General features: G+C 36.4%; 22 protein-coding genes and 5 tRNA genes. 26 read left to right on the top strand and 1 reads right to left on the bottom strand.

Going from position 1 to position 23,380, the window contains the following annotated elements:
- Positions 1-101: 101 nt before the first annotated feature.
- The 26 genes from BW724_RS22440 to rlmH all read left to right on the top strand — a co-directional run bounded on the left by BW724_RS22440 (position 102) and on the right by rlmH (position 22,731).
- Positions 102-293 (top strand): DUF951 domain-containing protein, encoded by a 192-nt coding sequence (locus BW724_RS22440; protein ID WP_088077356.1) that lies wholly within the window; start codon positions 102-104, stop codon positions 291-293.
- Between the two features lie 193 nt (positions 294-486).
- Entirely contained in the window at positions 487-1,587 is a 1,101-nt protein-coding gene (ychF, locus tag BW724_RS22435) for a redox-regulated ATPase YchF (protein ID WP_088077354.1), read from the top strand.
- A gap of 317 nt (positions 1,588-1,904) precedes the next feature.
- Positions 1,905-2,192: a 30S ribosomal protein S6 gene (rpsF, locus tag BW724_RS22430; protein WP_088077352.1), complete on the top strand. Its 288-nt coding sequence runs from the start codon at positions 1,905-1,907 to the stop codon at positions 2,190-2,192.
- Between the two features lie 48 nt (positions 2,193-2,240).
- Positions 2,241-2,780, top strand: a complete 540-nt coding sequence (gene ssb / locus BW724_RS22425) for a single-stranded DNA-binding protein (protein WP_088077350.1) — start codon at positions 2,241-2,243, stop codon at positions 2,778-2,780.
- Positions 2,781-2,804: 24 nt separating this feature from the next.
- Complete coding sequence (gene rpsR / locus BW724_RS22420; RefSeq protein ID WP_088077348.1) at positions 2,805-3,032, top strand: 30S ribosomal protein S18; 228 nt, start codon at positions 2,805-2,807, stop codon at positions 3,030-3,032.
- 281 nt (positions 3,033-3,313) lie between these two features.
- A complete protein-coding gene (locus BW724_RS22415; RefSeq protein WP_088077346.1) occupies positions 3,314-4,249 on the top strand; it encodes a YybS family protein in 936 nt (311 codons plus the stop codon).
- Positions 4,250-4,261: 12 nt separating this feature from the next.
- Positions 4,262-6,232: a DHH family phosphoesterase gene (locus BW724_RS22410; RefSeq protein ID WP_088077344.1), complete on the top strand. Its 1,971-nt coding sequence runs from the start codon at positions 4,262-4,264 to the stop codon at positions 6,230-6,232.
- Positions 6,229-6,672 (top strand): 50S ribosomal protein L9, encoded by a 444-nt coding sequence (gene rplI, locus BW724_RS22405; protein ID WP_088077342.1) that lies wholly within the window; start codon positions 6,229-6,231, stop codon positions 6,670-6,672. Before BW724_RS22410 ends, rplI begins: the two co-directional genes overlap by 4 nt.
- Positions 6,673-6,699: 27 nt before the next feature.
- On the top strand, positions 6,700-8,064 hold the full coding sequence (dnaB, locus tag BW724_RS22400) for a replicative DNA helicase (RefSeq protein ID WP_088077340.1): 1,365 nt from the start codon (positions 6,700-6,702) through the stop codon (positions 8,062-8,064).
- A gap of 765 nt (positions 8,065-8,829) precedes the next feature.
- Positions 8,830-10,116: an adenylosuccinate synthase gene (locus BW724_RS22395; protein ID WP_088077338.1), complete on the top strand. Its 1,287-nt coding sequence runs from the start codon at positions 8,830-8,832 to the stop codon at positions 10,114-10,116.
- A gap of 192 nt (positions 10,117-10,308) precedes the next feature.
- On the top strand, positions 10,309-10,794 hold the full coding sequence (locus BW724_RS22390; protein ID WP_088077336.1) for an ArsR/SmtB family transcription factor: 486 nt from the start codon (positions 10,309-10,311) through the stop codon (positions 10,792-10,794).
- A 23-nt stretch (positions 10,795-10,817) separates the two neighbouring features.
- Entirely contained in the window at positions 10,818-12,065 is a 1,248-nt protein-coding gene (locus BW724_RS22385; RefSeq protein ID WP_246596212.1) for an MFS transporter, read from the top strand.
- A 154-nt stretch (positions 12,066-12,219) separates the two neighbouring features.
- Positions 12,220-12,294: transfer RNA gene (locus BW724_RS22380), tRNA-Glu, on the top strand.
- A 274-nt stretch (positions 12,295-12,568) separates the two neighbouring features.
- Positions 12,569-12,645: transfer RNA gene (locus BW724_RS22375), tRNA-Met, on the top strand.
- 83 nt (positions 12,646-12,728) lie between these two features.
- A tRNA-Asp gene (locus BW724_RS22370) sits at positions 12,729-12,804 on the top strand.
- 23 nt (positions 12,805-12,827) lie between these two features.
- A tRNA-Phe gene (locus tag BW724_RS22365) sits at positions 12,828-12,903 on the top strand.
- A 6-nt stretch (positions 12,904-12,909) separates the two neighbouring features.
- Positions 12,910-12,985: transfer RNA gene (locus BW724_RS22360), tRNA-Thr, on the top strand.
- Positions 12,986-13,207: 222 nt separating this feature from the next.
- The gene (locus BW724_RS22355) at positions 13,208-14,641 is read left to right on the top strand and encodes a peptidoglycan DD-metalloendopeptidase family protein (RefSeq protein WP_176371535.1); all 1,434 of its coding nucleotides are present in this window, start codon (positions 13,208-13,210) and stop codon (positions 14,639-14,641) included.
- Between the two features lie 255 nt (positions 14,642-14,896).
- A complete protein-coding gene (gene yycF, locus BW724_RS22350) occupies positions 14,897-15,604 on the top strand; it encodes a response regulator YycF (protein WP_088077330.1) in 708 nt (235 codons plus the stop codon).
- 1 nt (position 15,605) lies between these two features.
- Entirely contained in the window at positions 15,606-17,441 is a 1,836-nt protein-coding gene (gene walK, locus BW724_RS22345; protein WP_088077328.1) for a cell wall metabolism sensor histidine kinase WalK, read from the top strand.
- Positions 17,428-18,789, top strand: coding sequence for a YycH family regulatory protein (locus tag BW724_RS22340; RefSeq protein WP_088077326.1), 1,362 nt, complete (start codon positions 17,428-17,430; stop codon positions 18,787-18,789). Before walK ends, BW724_RS22340 begins: the two co-directional genes overlap by 14 nt.
- The gene (locus BW724_RS22335) at positions 18,776-19,567 is read left to right on the top strand and encodes a two-component system regulatory protein YycI (protein WP_088077324.1); all 792 of its coding nucleotides are present in this window, start codon (positions 18,776-18,778) and stop codon (positions 19,565-19,567) included. The genes BW724_RS22340 and BW724_RS22335 overlap by 14 nt, the downstream gene beginning before the upstream one ends.
- Before the next feature lie 17 nt (positions 19,568-19,584).
- On the top strand, positions 19,585-20,379 hold the full coding sequence (locus BW724_RS22330) for an MBL fold metallo-hydrolase (RefSeq protein ID WP_088077322.1): 795 nt from the start codon (positions 19,585-19,587) through the stop codon (positions 20,377-20,379).
- Between the two features lie 199 nt (positions 20,380-20,578).
- Positions 20,579-21,817, top strand: a complete 1,239-nt coding sequence (locus tag BW724_RS22325; RefSeq protein WP_088077320.1) for a S1C family serine protease — start codon at positions 20,579-20,581, stop codon at positions 21,815-21,817.
- A 201-nt stretch (positions 21,818-22,018) separates the two neighbouring features.
- Positions 22,019-22,195: a CxxH/CxxC protein gene (locus BW724_RS22320; RefSeq protein ID WP_088077318.1), complete on the top strand. Its 177-nt coding sequence runs from the start codon at positions 22,019-22,021 to the stop codon at positions 22,193-22,195.
- A gap of 56 nt (positions 22,196-22,251) precedes the next feature.
- The gene (rlmH, locus tag BW724_RS22315; protein WP_088077316.1) at positions 22,252-22,731 is read left to right on the top strand and encodes a 23S rRNA (pseudouridine(1915)-N(3))-methyltransferase RlmH; all 480 of its coding nucleotides are present in this window, start codon (positions 22,252-22,254) and stop codon (positions 22,729-22,731) included.
- Between the two features lie 85 nt (positions 22,732-22,816).
- Here rlmH and BW724_RS22310 read toward each other — a convergent pair whose 3' ends face one another.
- Positions 22,817-23,362 carry a pyridoxamine 5'-phosphate oxidase family protein gene (locus tag BW724_RS22310; RefSeq protein WP_088077313.1) on the bottom strand — a complete coding sequence of 182 codons (546 nt, stop codon included), beginning with the start codon at positions 23,360-23,362 and terminating at the stop codon, positions 22,817-22,819.
- Positions 23,363-23,380: the final 18 nt, after the last annotated feature.

The following is a 23,380-nucleotide window of genomic DNA, read 5'->3' as shown; positions in this document are numbered from 1 at the left end:
GTAAGATTAGATAAAACACGAATTTCAGAGCATATTAAGAAAAAATATAGTATAATTTCAACTAATATAATGATTACAATGTTGAGAGGAAGTGTAATAGAATGGATCAACAATTCGTATTACATGATGTTGTTGAAATGAAAAAGCCACATCCATGCGGGGAAAATAGATGGCAGATTATTAGACTCGGAATGGATATACGAATAAAATGTCTTGGGTGTTCCCATAGTGTTATGCTTCCAAGAAAAGAATTCACTAAGAAATTGAAACGAATATTAGAAAGTAATAATTGAAGTGATGTGTTGGGCTACCAGCTTAAGGCTGGTAGCAGATAGACTACAATTGATACATGTATAGATGATAAGGTCTTCCTATAGAAGAGCCTTGTCTTTTTTATGTTCTATCTCTATAATGATGTAGAATAAATATATCGGAAATATGATTAAAATCTAACTAGATGTTTGAAATGTAAAGGGGTATGTGAATATGGCTTTAACAACTGGAATAGTTGGCTTGCCGAATGTCGGAAAGTCTACATTATTTAATGCAATTACACAGGCTGGGGCAGAATCTGCCAATTACCCATTCTGTACGATAGATCCAAACGTTGGGATTGTAGAAGTACCAGATTATCGCTTGGACAAGCTTACTGAGCTTGTTGACCCAGATAAAACAGTTCCTACTGCCTTTGAATTTACTGATATTGCCGGGATTGTAGAAGGTGCTAGTAAAGGGGAAGGGCTAGGTAATAAATTCTTATCACATATCCGTCAGGTTGATGCTATTTCCCATGTGGTAAGATGTTTTGTAGATGAAAACATTACCCATGTTTCTGGTTCAGTAGATCCAATAAGGGATATTCAAGTAATCAATCTTGAGCTTATTTTAGCTGACATGGAAACAGTGGAAAAAAGAATTGGCCGTGTTGAAAAAATGGCAAAACAAAAAGACAAAGAGGCTATAGCTGAATTTGAAGTTTTAGAAAAGCTAAGGGAAGCCTTTGAAAATGAAATGCCAGCAAGAAGTGTAGAACTTAGTAAGGAACAAGCAAAAATAGCAAAGGGACTTCACTTATTGACAATGAAGCCAGTACTTTACGCTGCAAACGTTAGTGAAGAAGAAATCATTGATGCGGAACAAAATCCATATGTTGCTAAAGTACGTGATTTTGCACAATCAGAAGGTTCAGAAGTAATTGTCGTTTGTGCAAAAATTGAATCGGAAATAGCGGAATTAGACGGTGCAGAAAAACAAGAGTTTCTTGATGATCTTGGTATAGAGGAATCGGGTCTTGACCAACTAATTAAAGCTGCATACAATTTGCTAGGCCTTGAAACATACTTTACTGCTGGAAAACAAGAAGTACGTGCATGGACAATCAGAAAAGGTACAAAAGCACCTCAAGCAGCAGGTGTCATTCATACTGACTTTGAACGCGGCTTTATTCGAGCAGAAGTTGTATCTTATGATGATTTAATTGAAGCAGGCTCTATGGGGCAGGCAAAAGAAAATGGAAAAGTACGATTAGAAGGTAAAGACTATATTGTACAAGATGGTGATGTGATTCATTTCCGTTTCAATGTTTAAACACCAGTCGCCCACGCAAAGCGAGTAAACCAACCGTAAGTGTGATCTAACAAGACTTATATTAGGGTAACCTACTATATAAGAAAGTAACTAACTATCTCTGCAGTGCAAATAAAAGCATGAGATAGTTTTATTTTCATTAATTTGAATCTTATTTTATGACATTATCTAAGAAAATTAGCAGGATATAAAATCACTTCTTGTAAATGGGTGATGACTCTGCTATAATTGACAATTGCGAGCAATATGATACTTGTACTTGCTCCTTGCTCCTTTCATTTGAAAAGGAGCCTTAGTCCAAAAGGAGGTGACGAAACATGCGCAAATATGAAATTATGTACATTGTACGTCCAAATCTTGAAGAAGCAGCTACGAAAGAAGTAGTAGAGCGTTTTAACAAGGTTTTATCAGACAATGGCGCAGAAGTCGAAAAAGTTGAGGAAAAAGGTAAGCGTCGCTTAGCTTATGAAATCAATGACTTTACAGAAGGTTACTACGTTTTATTAAACGTAAATGCTCCTTCTGAAGCAATTGATGAATTCAACCGTTTAGTTCGAATTAACGACAACATTTTACGACACATTGTTGTAAAAGACGAAGAATAATTAGATAAATTAAAGAAGTAGTAATATATTTTCCAGGGGGGAGTTCGGATGTTAAACCGAGTTGTCTTAGTAGGCCGATTAACGAAGGACCCAGAATTACGTTATACTGCTAACGGCGTAGCTGTTGCAACATTTACACTAGCTGTAAATCGTCCATTTTCAAATCAACAGGGGAACCGCGAAGCGGATTTCATCAATTGTGTAATTTGGAGAAAGCCTGCTGAAAACGTGGCGAACTTTTTGAAAAAAGGAAGTCTTGCAGGTGTAGATGGTCGCATTCAAACACGCAGCTATGATAATAATGAAGGTCGTCGTGTCTACGTAACAGAAATCGTAGCAGACAGTGTTCAATTTTTAGAGCCTAGAAATGCTTCAGGTGGTGGTAATCGCGAACAATATGGTAGCGGTTATGATCAACAACAAGGGCAAGGCAATAGCGGTTATCAACAAAATCCTCCGAACCCAGGACCTGGACAAGGATTTAGTCAAGGTAATCAAGGTCGTCCATCAAACCAGCCAAACAATGATGATCCGTTTGCTAATGATGGTAAGCCTATTGATATCAGTGACGATGATCTTCCATTTTAATAAAATATAAAAGGAGGGGTTCTCATGGCACGTCGTGGTCGTCCAAAACGCCGTAAAGTATGTTACTTTACAGTGAACAAAATTACGAAAATCGACTATAAAGATACTGACTTGTTGAAGAAATTTGTTTCCGAACGCGGAAAAATTCTTCCTCGTCGTGTAACTGGTACTTCAGCTAAGTATCAACGTCAATTAACTCGCGCAATTAAGCGCTCTCGTACAATGGCTTTATTGCCGTATGTTACTGAGTAGTACATGATATGCTCTGTATTCGTTGTTACAGAGCAATCACATAAACATCTAAACTTAAAAAATAAAGCACAGTAGTGACGGAGCTACTGTGCTTTATTTTTTCTGAATGTTTCACATGAAACATTTTGACCTGCAATTATAAACAATAAGAACGAAGATTATAATGATAAAGGTAACGTTTTTCTTACTATTATTACTATTTTACCTTTTGTTCTTTTTATTCTTCTCATGCTACAATAGGGGTCGACAGACTTGAATTTATTCGGAAAAGAGGTACTGTAATGGATCGCTCAAAGTTACTTAGAGAAGGAGCAATATACTTAGGAATATATTTACTACTTGCTGTAATAACATTGCTAATACCTTTAATAGGATTATTTACATTGTTTCTATTACCAATTCCTTTTGTTATATATACAAACAAAAATGGGCTACGACCTGGAATATTATTAGGCTTGATTTCCTTCTTCGCTTTATTCCTATTTATTGGCCCTGCGGCACTACCTTTAACAGTGGGCTTCACTATTGGTGGTATTGTGATTGGTGAACTATATCGAAGGAGAAAGAATGCCTTTGGAGTTTTACAAGGAGGAGCATTGGCCTTTATTGCGGCCCTATTATTAAATTTTATTGGCTCCATTGTATTAGTTGGAGTGAATCCAATTAACGAAATGCAAAATATATTACATGAATCTATAGAAACAACTGAAGAAATGCTGTTTATGTTTACTTTCGAGGAAGAGGCTTATTTAGAAGTTGTAGAAGAGTTTGTTGATTTACTATCTTATGTAGCACCAACGATAATTATTATGATAGGGATTGCATTTGCCTTTATTGTGCAATGGCTAAGCTCACGTTTTCTAAGGGCAAAAAATTTGGAAGTTTCCTTATTTCCACCGTTTAGAGAATGGACATTTCCTAAAGCAGTTATATGGTATTATTTAATTGTTTATATCATTATCTTAATGGATATTGAAGTTGGTTCACCACTCTTTATTGTTACAGCTAACTTAAGACCATTACTTGAAACTATCATGTTGATTCAAGGATTTTCATTTATCTTTTTCTTCTTTCACCATAAAAACAAAGGAATTCTCATGCCTGTTTTAATAGTGATTGTTTCATTTATCTTAGCTCCTGTACTGTATTTAGTACGGATCGTCGGAATTATAGACCTTGGTTTTGAACTAAGGAAAAGATTGAACTCAAAGAAGTAGGAGTTGTAAATAATGCCTAATTTTCTATTAAAAAGATGGCATGGTTATCATGTAATAGCACTATTTGTTATATCAATCATATTCTCAGGGATTGTTACTATTTATCAATGGCAATTAGGGCTCGTTGGTTTTCTTATCCTTGGTGTGGTTTTGTACTTGATGAATCGTGCAAAAACACAATTTGAAGATGAACTATCAGAATATATATCAACGTTAACCTATCGCGTAAATAAGGCTGGTGAAGAGGCTGTTACTCACCTTCCCCTTGGAATAGTTTTATATAATGAAGAGGGAAGCATTCAATGGGCTAACCCTTATATTGCAAGTTTGAAAGAGGAAGACTGTGTTGGAAAAAACTTAGAATTTATATCTGATCAACTTCCAGATATACTTAATGAGGAAGATAGAACGTTCATTATTAATATTGCAGGTAACAAGTATAGAATTGTTCATGAAGTGAATGAAAGGTTACTATATTTTTTCGATGCTACTGAAGAACAAGAAATAAAAGAGCTATTTGAAAAAGACAGGACAGTCATTGGGTTAATCTATCTTGATAATTATGATGAAGTAACTCAAGGTATGGAAGATCAGTTACGTAGTAAGCTTTTAGCTCATGTAACTGAGAAATTAAACTCTTGGTCAAAAAATAATGATATATTATTACGCCGAACGGCCGCTGACAGATATATTGCAGTTTTCAATACGGAGACATTAGCTGCCCTAGAGGAAGACAGGTTTACTATTCTTGATGAAGTTAGGGAAGCTACAGCCCATGAAAGGGTGGCTCTTACATTAAGCATAGGTATTGGTACTGGAAAGTCTGGAATGAGAGAATTGGGTCAACTAGCCCATTCAAGCTTAGATTTAGCACTTGGTAGGGGTGGCGATCAAGCTGCAATTAAGCAAGCTAACGGAAAAGTTCGCTTTTATGGTGGTAAGTCTAATGCAGTGGAGAAACGAACTAGGGTCCGTGCTAGGGTGATTTCACATGCAATTAGAGGTTTTATATCAGATAGTAATAAAGTTTTTCTAATGGGTCACAAAAATCCAGATCTTGATTCCATTGGTGCTGCTATTGGTATGTTGAAAATAGTAGAGTCTATCGGTAAAGAGGCATATATTGTGTTAGATCCAATGGAAATGAATGATAGTGTGAAAAAGCTCGTTGAAAGAATTAAGAAGAAACCAGAGTTATGGGAAAAATTCATTACTCCAGAGAAAGCGCGTGAGGAAGTAACGGAAGAATGTTTACTAGTAGTTGTAGATACGCATAAACCATCACTCGTTATTGAACCAGCATTACTTAATATGATGGATCGCATTATAGTAATCGATCACCATCGACGAGGGGAAGAATTTATTGAGGAGGCTGTCCTCGTTTATATGGAGCCTTATGCATCTTCCACAGCAGAACTTGTAACAGAACTTCTAGAGTATCAACCAACACAACCGAAGCTAGATGTACTTGAATCAACTGCATTGTTAGCTGGGATTATTGTGGATACGAAAAGCTTTGCCGTTCGTACAGGTTCACGTACTTTTGATGCAGCATCTTATCTAAAAAGTAAAGGTGCAGACGCAACGCAAGTTCAAAAGTTAATGAAGGAAGACCTGGACCAGTTTGTAAAACGAGCAAAATTGGTAGAAAGAGCTTATATATATGGTGGGGGCACTGCGATTGCAATAGGAGATCCTGAGGAAGATTATGAACAATTGATTATTGCACAAGCCGCAGATACATTGTTAACCATGAATGATGTTATTGCATCCTTTGTTATTTCTAAACTTAATGATGGCCGAGTTACGATTAGTGCTCGCTCTTTAGGAGATGTTAATGTTCAAGTTATAATGGAGAATATGGGTGGCGGTGGCCATTTATCTAATGCTGCTACACAGTTAGAAGGAATTGAGATCGAAGAAGCAGAAGAATTACTTAAGGAAAAAATAGATGATTATTTTAAAGGAGGACAATCGACATGAAAGTCATCTTTTTAAGCGATGTAAAAGGTAAAGGTAAAAAAGGTGAAGTGAAGAATGTTTCAGAAGGGTATGCTCGAAACTATTTATTTAAGAATAATCTAGCAATTGAAGCCAATGCTGGTAATATGAAAACGTTGGAGAAGAAACAGGAAAGTAAACAAAAGCAAGCAGAAGAAGAAGTGAAACAAGCAGAACAACTCAAAGAAAAACTAGAGTCTATGGAAGTGAAAATAAAAGCAAAGTCAGGTGAAGGTGGCAGATTATTTGGGGCCGTAACCAATAAACAAATTGCTGAGCATTTAAAGAAAATGAAAGTTAAAGTAGATAAAAGAAAAATTGAAATGGACGAACCTATCCGTAATTTAGGATATACGAACGTAAATTTAAAAGTACATCCAAAGGTAAATGCAACACTTAAAGTCCATGTCATCGAAGAATAAACACTAAAGAAACGAGGGGATTGGGTCATGAGTGATATCTTTACTGACCGTACACCGCCACAAAATATAGAAGCGGAACAAGCTGTCCTAGGTGCTATTTTTATAAACGATGAAGCATTAGTATCTGCATCAGAGCGATTAGTTCCAGAGGATTTTTATAGAGCCTCACACCAACGTATTTACACGGTGATGTTATCATTGGCCCAAAAAGGGGAGCCTGTAGATTTAATTACAGTAACCTCAGAACTTCAAACGAAAAAATGGTTAGATGAGGTTGGCGGTGTATCTTATTTAAGTGATTTAGCTGGAGGAGTACCTACAGCTGCAAACATAGACTATTACAGTCAAATGGTAGAGGAAAAATCGCTTCTGCGTCGATTAATTAGGGTTGCAACGACTATAGCTGCTGAAGGCTATGCTGCAGATGAAGATGTAGATTCTATCTTGAACGAAGCTGAAAAAACAATTTTAGAAGTTTCACAGAAAAAGAATTCAGGTGCATTTGTATCAATCAAAGATGTTTTAGTAGAAGCCTTTGATAAAATTGAATTGTTACAGCATACAGCTGGTGAAATAACAGGGATTCCAACAGGGTTTTCAGAGTTAGACCGAATCACTGCAGGATTCCAAAGAAATGATCTCATCATCGTAGCAGCTCGACCATCAGTAGGTAAAACGGCGTTCGCCTTAAACATTACGCAGAACGTGGCAACAAAAACGGACGAAAATGTGGCAATCTTTAGTTTGGAGATGGGTGCAGACCAACTAGTCATGCGTATGCTCTGTGCAGAGGGAAATATTGATGCTCAAAGACTTCGTACAGGTAAATTACTAGATGAAGATTGGCAAAAGCTGACAATGGCGATGGGAACCTTATCTAAGGCAGGAATTTATATTGATGATACACCAGGTATCAAGGTGAATGAAATTAGGGCGAAATGCCGACGTCTAAAGCAAGAGCGTGGTCTTGGAATGATTATGATTGACTATTTACAGCTTATTCAAGGGGATGCTCGAAGTGGCGAAGGTCGTCAACAAGAGGTATCAGAAATTTCCCGTTCACTTAAGGGACTTGCCCGTGAGCTTGAAGTACCTGTCATTGCCTTATCCCAGTTATCCCGTGGTGTTGAGTCAAGAACAGACAAGCGTCCGATGATGTCTGATATTCGTGAATCTGGAAGTATTGAGCAGGATGCCGATATCGTTGCCTTCTTATATCGTGACGATTATTACGATAAAGAAAGTGAAAAGAAAGATATTATAGAAATCATTATAGCAAAACAGCGTAACGGTCCTGTAGGGACAGTAGAGCTTGCTTTCGTTAAAGAATATAATAAATTCGTGAATCTTGAGCGTCGTTATGATGATCAAGATATCCCACCAGGAGCTTAGCCTTTAATACGGGCAAGCTTCTTTTTTTTAACTAAAATTGAAAACGGCTCACAATAGAGTACAAAAAGGGTGAACAACCCAATAAAAAGGGACCATACATGATTGAAGAGTTTATCCAAAGGAGATTTGGTAATTTATATTAAAGATAATGAAAAGATATATAAATTCTTTCAAGAAATTTAATTAAAGAAACGAAGAGATATGGAAATGCTGAATTGAATAAATAAGCGGAGAAATTTCCCTTAATTAATAAATAGCACGGAAAAAAGTATGAATAACCGGAGAAATTCTGCTTATTGACTCGAATCTATTTCAAAAGGAGGAGTTTCCTTTACATAGGCGGAAAAACTCCCCTAATTTGCGACGAAATTAGGAGAATTTTTAATTTAAGCGGAAATCCTCCCCTTATTAAATCAAAGCATGTTGTAGATTTTCTCATTAGTCACAGTGGTACTGTTTTTATTTGCTAATTTTACAGTGCTCCTATGGCTTGTATTAGTTCCTTCTGTTTTGTTGGTATACCCTAATTTAAGATCATAATTACCAGCTTTTTATGAATTATACACAAAATAACCGAACGTATAACGAAGAAAACTTAACTAATGTTCGCCTTTTTTATTGACTGTATCCCTAAAAGCTGATAAACTAACACTGGTTTTCAAAATATTTAAAAAGAATAAATGCACAAACACATGAACAATTTATTAATTATTAAATGAAATAAAGTGTTATAAAAACTGAAATTTAAATGGAGGTGCTCACATTATGCCATCCGTAGTCGTGGTTGGAACACAATGGGGTGACGAAGGAAAAGGGAAAATTACTGACTTTTTATCAGAGCAAGCTGAATTAATCGCAAGATACCAAGGTGGAAATAACGCAGGACATACAATTGTTTTTAACGGAAAGAAATATAAGCTTCATCTTATTCCATCAGGTATTTTTTATAGTAATAAATTATCAGTAATCGGTAATGGTATGGTAATTGATCCAAAAGCTTTAGTAACAGAGCTTAAATACTTACATGATCAAGATGTAGATACTAGCCAATTAAGAATTAGCAACAGAGCACATGTCATTTTACCTTACCATTTAAAACTGGATGCTGTGGAAGAGGATAGTAAAGGGGCTAACAAAATAGGGACAACAAGAAAAGGGATTGGCCCTGCATACATGGATAAGGCTGCACGTGTTGGGATAAGAATTGCAGACCTTTTAGACAAAGAAACATTTAAAGAAAAGCTTGCCTACAATCTAAAAGAGAAAAATCGTCTTTTTGAAAAAGTATATGAAGTAGAAGGCTTTAAAATGGAAGATATCTTAGATGAGTATTATGAATATGGCCAACAATTTGCTAAGTATGTTACGGATACTTCTGTAGTACTAAATGATGCTTTAGATGCTGGGAAACGAGTTTTATTCGAAGGTGCACAAGGGGTTATGTTGGACATTGACCAAGGTACGTATCCTTTCGTTACTTCTTCTAATCCAATCGCAGGTGGAGTCACAATCGGTTCTGGTGTAGGTCCTTCTAAAATAAATCATGTTGTCGGTGTTTCAAAAGCATATACTACACGAGTTGGTGATGGTCCATTTCCAACAGAACTGAAAAATGAATTAGGTGATCATATTCGTGAAGTAGGAAATGAGTATGGTACAACTACAGGCCGTCCCCGACGTGTTGGCTGGTTCGATAGTGTAGTGGTGAGGCACGCAAGAAGAGTGAGTGGGATTACAGACTTATCTTTAAACTCCATTGATGTGTTAACAGGAATTAAAACGTTAAAAATTTGTGTAGCTTATAAATATCGTGGTGAAATTATTGAAGAGTTCCCTGCAAGCTTGAAAGTTTTGGCTGAATGTGAACCTGTGTATGAAGAACTTCCTGGTTGGGAAGAGGATATTACGGGGGTAACTTCTCTACACGACCTTCCAAGAAACGCTTTATTCTATTTAGAAAGAGTATCGCAGTTAACTGGAATTCCATTAACGATTTTCTCAGTAGGTCCAGACAGAAATCAAACAAATTTAGTAAGAGGCGTTTTCGCTTAATCAATACTTAATACTTACAGGGCTGATCATGTTTGATATCACATGGTCGGCCCTTTTATTTTTGATGAACAAATAAACGAAAAGGCATTGACATTTGGAAATACAAATCGTATTATAAATACAAATGATTTGTATTTCCAAATCAAATTAGGGGTACAAATATATTAAAAGAAATTATTTAGGAGGGACGAAATGGATAGAAATTATAAGGATACGAGTGATGTCATGGAAGTTAATTGGGAACAACAAAGGGTTTTGTCTAATCCACTACGCTCAAGAATGGTAGCTTTACTTTATGAAAAGCCTATGACACCTAAACAAGTAGCCGATTTAGTTGGAAAAAATCCAGGAACTGTTTATTACCATATTCAACAACTTGTTAAGCACGAGATTTTGGAAGTGGATCGCGTTAATACTGAAAAGGGGATTGTTGAAAAATATTATAAATCTAAAGCCAGGGTCTTTAAAAATCCAGAGAAAGCCTCTCCTATTGGTCATGTAGCCGGTAAAGCTGCAAATATTTATTTGTCTAAAAAACTTTTGGATCAGTTAAGTAAAGAGGTAGAGGACCTCATCTTTAAATATGGACATTTATCTTATAAAGAAAAGGATAGTGAGGATCAATCACCCTATTCTATAGAATTTCTTGTAAAAAATTCTAATGAGGAGGGTGAGTAGTTATCGGTAAATTAAAGCCATTTATGTTGGAAAGGAACTTTTTAATCTTAATGATAGGTGTTTTTATTAATGGTTTAGGGAGTGGGATTTACTTAGTTGCAGGTATGTTGCTCGTTTTAAATTTGAGTGGAAGTGTTTTCTATTCTGGACTGGCAATGTTTGCAATATCATCAGCAGGTGTTTTGTCGTTCTTAATCGCTCCATTAGCAAATTATGCAAAATATAAAAATGGTCTGGTATATAGTAATCTTATTAAAGCGATTATCTTATTGACGTTACCATTATTACACTTCACCATTGGACTAAATGTTTGGTATGTAATCACTTTGTTGTTTATCACAGCTTTATTCACGCAATACACTTATCCAATTGAATCAACCATTTTGCCACTCATTGTGGGAGAAGACAATGTGATTGAAGCAAACTCTTATTTACAAACGGTTCGAGAAGCAATGGATATTGTCTTTATTGCAGGAGCAGGTATTATAATAACTTTTATTGGTACTGTTTCGGCTATTTCAATTTTTGCAGTCTGTTTATTATTAGTAAGCCTTTTATATACATTTTTAAATTTTAAACAACCAGATATATCTAAAGATAAATCTAAGTCAATTGGGGCTGTCACAAATGTTTACTTCATGGATCTAAAAGCAGGGTTTAACTATATTCGGAATTCATTAGTTCCTAAAATGATTTTTTCTATCGTTTTTATCAACATTGCAATGGTTATCATGACAACGAATTTACCTGCATTTTCTCTTATGAAAGGTAATGGCATAGAAGCTGTATATGGATTTTATCTAGCTTCATTGTCGCTAGGAATAATGATCGGTACGATTGTTTCACCAAAGCTAAAACATATCGATTTTGGAAAATTAATTATTACAGCATATATTGGTACAGGTATAGTTTGGATAGGTGCAGCAACTTTACCATTAATAGCATCCCTAATTCTATTCTGTATAGGTGCAATTTCCATTGGGATAACTAACATTCTTGTTTTTTCTGCCATACAGAAACAAGTAGAGACAGCCTATATAGGCAGAGTAATCACTTTAATAACTAGTGCAGCAGCTCTAGGAATGCCCTTAGGTTCTTTAATTGGTGGTTTATTAGGTGAAACATTTGCACCAGAATTATCTATATTCATCTGTGGTATCTCAATGGTGATCTTCAGTATTTTTTGGTTATGTAGTCCCGTCTTACGTAAACTACCTGGTATCGATCGTGCAAAGCTATTTAACAACGGTGAAGCTAAGGGTGTAATATAGGGGACGGTTCTTGCGTTTATAATTGTCAGATAACTGTGAACGCAAGAACCGTCCCTATGTTTAAAAATTATTTTTAAAAAGTATATTGTATTTTTCTTTAATGGATGTTAAGATATTTCTTGTCGCTAAGAAATGATTTGCACTTTTAAAAGTTGGCCCGTTGGTCAAGTGGTTAAGACACCGCCCTTTCACGGCGGTAACACGGGTTCGAATCCCGTACGGGTCACCATTTATTATTTATTGTTTACAAACTTTATAAAAATAAGGTATAATTACATCTGTGATTAAACATACTAGTAAGGTAAACAGTTAACAAAGCGTTTGAGGGAGACATTAACTTCATCAAATCGGTAAACTTCATATCGTCGCGGGGTGGAGCAACGAGCGTTTGCTTCAAGAATAAACTGCGAGTTGTCCCGACGGATACTCTACAGAGGATAGCTAGTAGAGGAAGGGACAGTCAATACTACAAAGCAATACATCATCCGTAAACTTTATAACGTCGCGGGGTGGAGCAGTCTGGTAGCTCGTCGGGCTCATAACCCGAAGGTCGGTGGTTCAAATCCGCCCCCCGCAACCAAAATATTTTCTTTTTTTTTTACCTTTTGTATAAGCAGTAAAAATTAATAAAAAGTATATTCATATTTTTTTATTTTTGGACAAGGTCCCGTGGTGTAGCGGTTAACATGCCTGCCTGTCACGCAGGAGATCGCGGGTTCGATTCCCGTCGGGACCGCCATTTTTTTATGTAAACAATTATTAGGCTCGGTAGCTCAGTCGGTAGAGCAATGGACTGAAAATCCATGTGTCGGCGGTTCGATTCCGTCCCGAGCCACCACTTAATGCTGGCCTAGCTCAATTGGTAGAGCAACTGACTTGTAATCAGTAGGTTGGGGGTTCAAGTCCTCTGGCCAGCACCACTACAGTATATTAACTTATTTACTTTTCAAAAAAGTAGATGAGTTTTTTTGTTTTTGTACAAAAAATGTACATTTAATTAACATAATGTAACACTAATAATACAAATTTTTTACGGATACCTCCTTTTCCGCCTATTTCTACTAATATATGATAGAATAACTCTTGGTTTAGTAGAACGGTAGAGAAATTTAGTAGAAATGAGTTTTTATTGGAGGAATAGTATGGAGATCCTATCCAAAGGTTTGAAAAGTAAGTTGCTAATAATTTTAATGATAGTATACTTTACTTTGTTTGTTATAAATTTACAGTCAGTTCATGCTAATAGCAACGGTGAAAATGATAGTTCCTTTTCAATCGAGACCATATATCATGTTTTTTACGGTGATGAAAAAATGGGTGTCGTCGATAATCCTGAATTGATTGAGGAATTGAAGGAAAATCAAATTGAAAAATACAAAGATCAATATAATGAGTTTCAACTTTCTTTTAAAGAAGATATTGAAATTGTACCTGAAGTAGTTTTTAGCAATACGGCATTTAATGAAGAAACAGTGAAACATTTAAAAGATTCAGCAGTTTTATCAGCACTAACTTACGAAGTTGTGGTAGGTGATAAGAGTGTAGGGCACGTAAATGCTAATGAAGATATTGATACATTGGTAGATACTTTGAAACTAGAGTATGTATCTGTTGAAGAGTTGGAGCAATATTATGCTGGAGAAGAAATAGAGCTAACTAAAAATAGTGAAAGAATAGTAAATATAAGCTTTTCAGAGGAAATTAGTTGGGAAGAATCCGCCGCGAAATTAGATGATGTTTATTCATTAAAGGAAATAATTAAGGTAATACAACAAGGGACACTTGAAGAAGAATCGTATACAGTTGAGGCTGGAGATGTCCTTAGTACGATTGCTAGTGAACATGATTTATCAATGGAAGAGATCCAACTACTTAATCCAGGAATAACGGAAGGTACTTTGCTACAAATTGGTGATGAGCTTAATGTGACTGTACTTAAACCAATGGTATCCGTCATTGTAGAAAAAGAGATAAAGCAAGAAGAAACAATTGCATATGAGACAGAGACAAAAGATGATGATGATGTTTGGCAAGGTACAACGAAAGTAACGCAGGAAGGAAAAGATGGAAAGAAGCTCGTTCATTACACAACAACTTATGAAAATGGTCGCACTGTGGATCGTGAAACAGTTGCAGAGGAAATCATGAAAGAACCAACAAATAAAGTTGTCATAAGGGGTACGAAAACCTCTCCGTCTAGAGGTACTGGTAATTTGGCTTGGCCTGCTGTAGGAGGATACATTTCCAGTCATTACGGACCGCGCTGGGGACGTATGCATAATGGGATTGATATTGCACGTCCATCTAATTATAATATTTTAGCTGCTGATAATGGTACAGTTTCATCTGCGCGTTATGAAAATGGTTATGGTAATACCGTTAGAATTAACCATAATAATGGTATGGAGACGCTCTATGCACACCTTTCAAGTATTGATGTAAGTGTTGGCCAAACAGTTGGAAAGGGTCAAGTCATCGGGCGAATGGGTTCAACAGGAAATTCAACTGGAATACACCTGCACTTTGAAGTAAGACAAAATGGCCAATTAAAAAATCCAATGAACTATTTAAACTAGGTTATCTTGAAAATAGGTTTTGTTGAACAAACTACGGATAATAATATATTATCATGCCTCATGATGTGGTTAATTAATTAGCATGGTAAATATCGATATTCAACAGCAAAGTTTAACAGTGAAAAACTTAACCCCTAAGCAAATTGGCTTAGGGGTTATCTCTTAAAAAAATAATCTGAGAAATGTGATAAAATATAGAGTAAGTTTAAAGAAGATAAATATAGTCGTTATTGACTACAGGAGCTGGTGAGAACGATGGATAAACAACGAATACTCGTCGTAGATGATGAACAGCCAATCGCAGATATTTTGAAGTTTGGACTCGAGAAAGAGGGCTATGATGTCGTATGTGCCCATGATGGAAGAGACGCAGTTGAAAAGGTAAAGAAGTACGAACCCGACTTAATTTTATTAGATATTATGCTCCCTTATTTGGATGGGATGGAAGTTTGCAGAGAGGTTAGGAAAACATATGATATGCCTATTATCATGCTCACTGCAAAGGACTCAGAAATAGACAAGGTTCTTGGATTAGAATTAGGTGCTGATGATTATGTTACCAAGCCATTTAGTACGAGGGAAATTATTGCTAGGGTAAAGGCGAATCTCCGACGTAATCAAAAGGCTAAAGAGCCTGAAAGTGAAAAAAAGAACTTGGAAGTTGGTCCATTACTAATACAACCTGATGCTTATCTAGTAACAAAGCGAGATGAACCGATAGAATTGACGCATAGGGAGTTTGAGTTAATTTACTATTTGGCAAAACATATTGGACAAGTCATGACAAGAGAGCATTTGTTACAGGCCGTCTGGGGTTATGATTATTTTGGCGATGTAAGAACCGTCGATGTAACCGTGAGAAGGCTTCGAGAAAAGGTGGAGGACAATCCAAGTCATCCAACATGGATTATTACACGTAGAGGTGTCGGATACTATTTAAGGAATGCTGACCAGGAGAAGTAGTATGGATAAAATTCGTTTCCATAAATCTATTCATGTAAAAATTGTTATTGTTTACGTACTACTTATTCTTATTGCACTTCAAGTTATAGGTTTTTACTTTACTGATAAATTAGAGGAAGAGTTAGTAGAAAATTACCGGGAAACTGTTATTGAGCACGCAAAGCTCTTATCATTTAATGTGGAGCAAGAAATGACTAGGGACGAAGAAGAGACAGAGAGATCTCTATCAATGAGAGTTAACTCCCTTTTATCTGATCTCTATAGTATTGAAGATACGGATACTAGTGTCCAGGTCATAGATAGCCATAATACGGTAATTAGTGTCTCAAATCCAACTCAAAGACAAAATATCGGGAAGCGTACAACCAATTACCTCGTAAAGAGAGCGTTATTTGGTCTAGATGATTCTGAAATAGTTTTGGATCCTGATACGGGTAAGATCATTTTAATGGCAGTAGTACCTGTTCAATCAGATGACAATATTATTGGTGCTGTTTATATTGAAGCATCATTAGAGCAGATCTACGACCAGATTCAGCAGATTAATAATATTTTTATGACAGGAACGGTTATTGCACTTGTAATTACAGCGTTTCTAGGAATTTTGTTAGCAAGAACGATTACGCGACCAATTGTAGATATGAAAAAACAAGCGAATGCTATGGGTAAAGGTGATTTTTCCAGAAGTGTAAAAGTGTATGGAAATGATGAAATTGGCCAATTGGCTATGGCATTTAATGATTTAACAAATAAACTACAACTGGCTAATGCAACAACGGAGGAAGAAAAGAGAAAGCTTTCTTCTGTCCTCATGCATATGACAGACGGGGTTATTGCAACGGATAAACAAGGTAAAATTATGTTAATGAATAAACGTGCAGAAGAAATGCTAACAACAACTCAGGAAGACGTTTTGCAAATAGAATTGACGAAAGTTTTAAACTTAGATAAATTCTTAAGCTTAATGGATCTTTATAAATTTACAGATCCAATACTGTTAGACTTTGATAATGCAGAACATGAGATGATTTTGGAAGCGCATTTCTCCGTAATCACAAAAGATGATGGGAAAGAAAACGGATTGATAGCTGTACTACATGATGTTACGGAGCAAGAAAGAATCGAAGAGGAAAGACGAGAGTTTGTGGCTAACGTATCGCACGAACTACGCACACCACTTACTTCGATGAAAAGCTATTTAGAAGCTCTAGCCGATGGTGCTCTAGAAGATTCTGAAATTGCACCACGTTTTATAAAGGTTACCCAAAATGAAACGGAACGAATGATTAGACTTGTAAACGATTTGTTACAGTTATCTAAGATGGATAGTAAGGATTACCAGATGAATGCCGTCCCAATTAATCTCAACCTTTTTGTAGAACAAATTGTGGAACGTTTTCAAATGTCAACAAAGAATGAAGACATTCAAATTAAGCATAAGCTCCCTAATAATAAAGATTTCATCATAAACGGGGATAGGGATAAATTAACGCAGCTGTTGGACAATATTTTATCTAATGCAGTGAAATATTCTCCAGAGGGTGGAACCATCAATTGTGTATTAAAAGAAGAGAAAGACAGGGTAGTCATAAGTATTAAAGATGAAGGGGTAGGTATACCGAAAGAGAACATTCAACATGTTTTTGATCGCTTTTACCGAGTAGATAAAGCTAGATCAAGAAATCTAGGTGGTACAGGCCTTGGTTTAGCTATTGCAAAAGAAATTGTTCTTGCCCATGGTGGTTCAATTTGGGTCAGCAGTGATTGGGGTAAAGGTACAACTATATCGTTTAGTCTACCTTATGATGAGGCGGTGAAAGAAGATGAGGATATTTGAGTTAATTAAAACCGTCACACTATGGGTGTTGGTGCTAACAAGTATATATTTAACTTACTTGATATGGACATATCAACCAGAGTATAGAATTCTGGAATCATCAGAGAACTTCATAGAGAGTGCCCAAATCGGAGAAGAAAGGCCATTAAGTAGTTTTTTAATACCAAGTAAAGTAGTAATACATGAAGATGAGGAAAAGTTGTGGCTCTCTCCTATGGAAAAAGCTTATGAAACCCTTATGGAAGCTATTAGAGAGATAGAAATAGATCAGTTGATTTCCACCTATACTAGACCGCCTTCTCCAGAGAATAAATATCAAGGGATTGAACTAGTTTTTTCACAAAAGTTAGATAGTGGATGGCTAGATAGATTAATTGATATGAATGATTATGAACTACCATTAGAAACAGTAGACCGAATCATTCTCTATATTAATGAAAACTCAGTATCTTCAGATGTTATCATTCGATTTATCTCTTTAGAAGAGGAGCGTATGTATCAGGCAAATACGAATTTATCAAAAGAGCAGTTAAAGTCCTTATATAATTACCATGAAGAAAACATGCTAACAACAGTGAAAGCTGTCGATTTAGGACAAGTCAGGGAATCTGCATTCAGAAATGTGCGTTATTTTCCAAACGAGTTATTTAGTATGGTTGGATATACCTATCTATCTGAGAGTTCAATTGATCCAGAAAGTTTTAAACAAGTACTGTTTGGAGATCCAGAATTTGTAAAACACTATTTCCAGGGAAATGATGAAATTTATATCGATGGAAGTCGATTTATGAGTGTTGAGGAAAATAAAAATATCTTAAAATACAACCACCCTACAAACGACAGGCCATTAACAACACCTGAAGGTCATGTGGTGACAGATAGTATAGACTTCATTAATAGCCATGCAGGGTGGACTGGAGAGTACCAGCTTGATAGTTGGAACCACTTATATATGTATGATCAAAATGATCATGTTCAGTTCCGAATGAGTGTTAAAGGAGTCCCAGTGTTAGCTTCAAATATTAACAGGGAACAATATTTTACGGTATCTCTAACTCGAACAGGTAATCAAATTACAGAGTATATCAGACCTTTAAACCAACTTGTGGAACGGGAAAATGAGCCAATACCATTAAATTTTACCCTCTTCTCATATGATCGGATTATGGAGTTAATTGACGAGAGTGATACCATTGCTCTAGAGGCTATTGAAGATATTAGGATCGGGTTTTACATGAATAAGAGTCCATCTGTGATTACATTTGAACCTGCATGGTTTGTAAAAGACAGAGGAAGTTGGAAGCGGATTGCCCGCGTTAGTGAGGGTGGTATAATTGGACTGGAGTAAAACAAAATCAATTTTTATAATTACTTTTTTATTGTTAAACCTTTTTCTCGGATATCAGTTATCAGAAAAACGTAGTGAAAGGAATGTGAATTTATTAAGGCATGTAACACTTCAGGAAGATTTAGATGAAAATGAAATAACAGTGGAAATAAGGAGCACGGAGGAAACAAAGCTTGGGTCACCAATTACTGGTTCAATCCGTGTCTTTAATGAGGAAAACTTAGTTGAGCAATTTGACAACCAAGAGATTGATGTACTAAATGATGGAAAAACAATCTACTCAACTTTAGATTCTCCATATAGATTAGTTGATGCTAGTATACCGGCTGCAGTAGAAACTTTTGTACAACAACATGTTCTGTATGGAGATGAATATCAATTTACTAAATTTGATGAGGAGACTTATGAGGTTGGGTTACATCAAACCTTTGAAGGGAGACCTATTGATAATTTTGTTGATGGTCCTTATCACTTGAAGCTATATTTGAACATAGATCTAGAAATCGAAAGCTACAGTCAGGAATATATGGATATTAATACACAGGGAAGAGAGCAGGAATTTTTGTCACCTATGAAAGTGGTTGAGATTTTATTTGAGGCGAATCATATTCCTGCTAATACGACGCTTGACCAAGCACAATTAGGCTACTATAACCCTCTTCAAGCTTCATATGATTTGGAGTTCCGAGTATTTACGCCAATGTGGAGAGTTAAGGTCAATGAGTCGTTTTATTATGTTAGTGCAATTGAAGGGGAAATACACCCCATGAATCAATAAATTGGAGTGAATCAAGAATGAGCTTAAGGTTTAGTGTTTTAGCCAGCGGAAGTACTGGTAATGCCATATATGTTGAATCAGATAATCAGCGCCTATTAATTGATGCTGGCTTAAGTGGGAAAAAAATAGAGCAATGTTTTGAAAAAATAAACATTAACCCTAAAGACTTAAATGGAATTCTAGTCACTCATGAGCATAGTGATCATATTAAAGGCGTAGGGATATTAGCAAGGCGTTATAATCTACCAATCTATGCAAATGAAAAAACGTGGAAGGCTATGCAAAGCTCACTTGGTACAATTCCTATTGAACAGAGATTTCATTTTGAAACAGGGAAAACAAAATCCTTTGGTAATATGGAAGTGGAATCATTTGGTGTTTCCCATGATGCTGCAGAACCAATGTTTTTCACTTTTGCACATGGTGACAGAAAGCTTGCTGTTATTACAGATACGGGCTATGTCAGTGAGAGAATCAAGGGAGTTACTAAGGAGGCCAACACATTCATATTTGAATCGAATCACGACATGGATATGCTTCGGATGGGTAAATACCCGTGGAGCGTGAAGCGGAGGATTCTTGGGGACGAAGGTCACGTTTCCAATGTTGATGCAGGCTTAGCCTTGGCTGATATACTAACAGATAGTCCTGCTAACATTTATCTCGCCCATTTAAGTTTAGATAATAATATGAAGGACTTAGCGAGAATGACCGTTCACCAAACATTAGAAGAAAAAGGATATGAAATTGGAAAACAGGTCAAACTATTTGATACAGATCCATTAATACCAACGGCATTAGTTGGGGTGTAACCCCTGATTAATGCTTGTTTAATTCCCCATTTTTTAGGGAATCCTTATTCATGTGTGTATGTGTGGAAAATTATCAAAAATATTGGGAACTAATAGACGAAAACATTCATAGTTTTATAAAATATAGTTGACGGAGTTCCACATTCACACATAACTTTTCTCAAATAAAGAAAGGAAAATGAAAGAGGAGGGTTTCACAATGGGTTATTATGATGGTCATTATCAAACATCTAGACAAGAGCAAAGAAAATCAAGTAAACGATCAGTTTTGTATTCATTTGTAAGTGCTATGATGGGTGCACTACTTGTTGTCTTTACTATTCCTATATTAGCAAACCAAGGTGTGCTTCCCTACGAAGTAGTGCCAAAAGGTTCACAAGAAGCGGAAACCATCATTGGAGATGGAGAGGTTGAAAGTGAAGCTGTTACTGCCACAACCAATACGGTAAATTTAAATATGACTTCCGAGATAATCGAAGCAGTTGATAGAGTATCCGAAGCAGTTGTTGGCGTTGTCAATGAGCGCCGAACTGGCAGTGGTCTATTTGGATCTAGTGGCGGTGGTGAAGGTGTGGGCTCCGGTGTCATTTATAAAATTGAAGGTGATCGTGCCTTTGTAGTAACGAATCAACACGTGATTGATCAAGCGAATCAAATCGATGTTACATTAAGTAATGGTTCCCGTGTCCCAGCAGAGCTTATTGGCGAAGATGTTTTAACAGACTTAGCCGTTTTAACAATCGATTCAGAACATGTTTCTGTCGTTGCAGAGTTTGGAGATTCTGAGTCATTAAGGCCAGGAGAACCAGCCATAGCTATAGGTAACCCATTATCTTTTGAAGGTTCTGTTACTTTGGGAATCATCAGTGCTGTGGAAAGAAGTATTCCTGTAGACTTAACGAGAAATGGTCAACCAGATTGGAATGCAGAAGTATTACAAACTGATGCAGCAATCAACCCTGGAAATAGTGGTGGCGCATTATTAAATATAAAAGGCGAGGTTATTGGTATTAACTCTATGAAAATCGCCGAGCATTCAGTGGAAGGGATTGGCTTTGCGATCCCTGCAGCTATAACAATGCCAGTAATCGAAGATATTGAGCAGTATGGTGAAGTACGACGTCCACAAATGGGTGTTATGATCCGTTCATTAAATGAGATTCCAAGCTACCACTGGCAAGATACGTTAGGCTTACCTGAGGAAGTAACAGGTGGGGTTTATCTTGAAGGAGTGGAGCCAGAATCTCCAGCACATAAAGCTGGTCTTCAAGAAGGAGATATTATCGTAGAAATGGATGGACGTGATATCAAGGATACACATGACTTACGCCGAGTTTTATATAATCACATGAGTATTGGTGATACAGTAGAAGTAGTTTTCTATCGAAACGGAGAAAAGGATGTTGTGGAACTTACTTTAGATATGCAAATATTCTAAGAGAATAAAAGGGCAGGAGTGCTAAAGAATAGCACTCCTGTTTTTTGATTGTAGAGGTTCATGATAAAGTTATGGGAGGTGCGCAACAATTTCCTGTGGATAACTTGTGGATGATATAAAAAATGTTCGTAATGATAATGGAATAATGATTGTGGAATAAATAAAGATAATAGATTTTCGATAATTAGGAGGACAACAGATATGTATTACAGCTGTCATGAACATGTAGATATAGCCCTTGATGAAACGGTTGATGAGTCAGGTATGCCGCCTGAAATGGATGTTGTTCAAGAAAACTCAGCAGATGTTATAACAAAATGCTCATTCTGTGAAAATAAAGCAAAATATATTATTAAAACAGTGGATAACTCCCTGTAAATCTGTTGATATGTGGATAACTTATGTGGATAAATGTGTTAGGAGGGGGAAAACCTGTGAATATTTCAATTATTACCGTCGGAAAACTGAAGGAGAAATATTTAAAACAAGGAATTGATGAATATAGGAAGCGCTTATCATCCTATGCCAATATACAAATAGTTGAGGTTGCAGATGAAAAAGCACCAGAAAATATGAGTGAAGCAGACATACATATTGTTAAGGAAAAAGAAGGGGAAAGAATACTAAGCAAAATTGGAACGGATACACACGTCATTGCCCTAGCTATTGACGGTAAAAAATGGAGTTCCGAGAGACTAGCAAAGGAACTAGATCAATTAGCCACTTATGGAAAAAGTAAAGTTGCATTTATTATCGGGGGATCAGTAGGCTTGAGTGATGAAGTCCTGAAGCGGGCCAACCAGCACCTGTCCTTTTCAGATATGACATTCCCACACCAACTAATAAGGTTGATACTAGTGGAACAGGTATACCGCGCGTTTAGGATTAATCGGGGAGAACCTTATCATAAGTAAAATAATATTTTTTTACGTAAAGGAGCTAATGTTTTGTTTAACATTAGCCCCTTTTTTCTTTCCTCGGATATAACCAAAAAGATTCTTATAAATCTATATCCACTTTCCTCCCTGAGTAAAAGGCCAATTGGGGATTCAATGGATTCTCTTTTGCTGTTCGTAAGGTGGGGACTAGTCTATAAACCAGTGTGTGACTCCCTAATGAGGAGCGGTATTTCTCAACATGAGCTTGTGATAGGCTGTTATGATAGTAGCCTGGCACATGCTTATCGATTAAAGCTTGCATGGCAGCTGTTGCTTCATTTAAATCCGTTACCGCTTCAAGTACTCCAAATAGCATCACACTAAAATAAGCAGTATCTACCTTCGCTGGTATAGGACTTACCATCGTTCCATATTCTTCAGATACTGTAAAACAACAGTTGGGATTGGAGCCAATCAAATTTACCTTTCTTCCTTGTGCAGCTCCATGAAAATATACCGCCCCATTCAGCATGACAAAATTCAAAGGAACGACATAAGGAACCTCCCCATCTGTTAATCCAAGATACCCTATCTTTGCCGTGCTTAAAAACTGCTCAATTCGATTATCATCCGTACATTCTAATTTGCTTTGGCGCATTTTATTCATTTTCCAATCCCCACTCCT

It is taken from the genome of Litchfieldia alkalitelluris (assembly GCF_002153425.1).
Classification (GTDB): Bacteria; Bacillota; Bacilli; order Bacillales; family Salisediminibacteriaceae; genus Evansella; species Evansella alkalicola.
The sequence above is the reverse complement of the archived record's forward strand: the minus strand, read 5'-3'. Positions and strand labels throughout refer to the sequence as shown.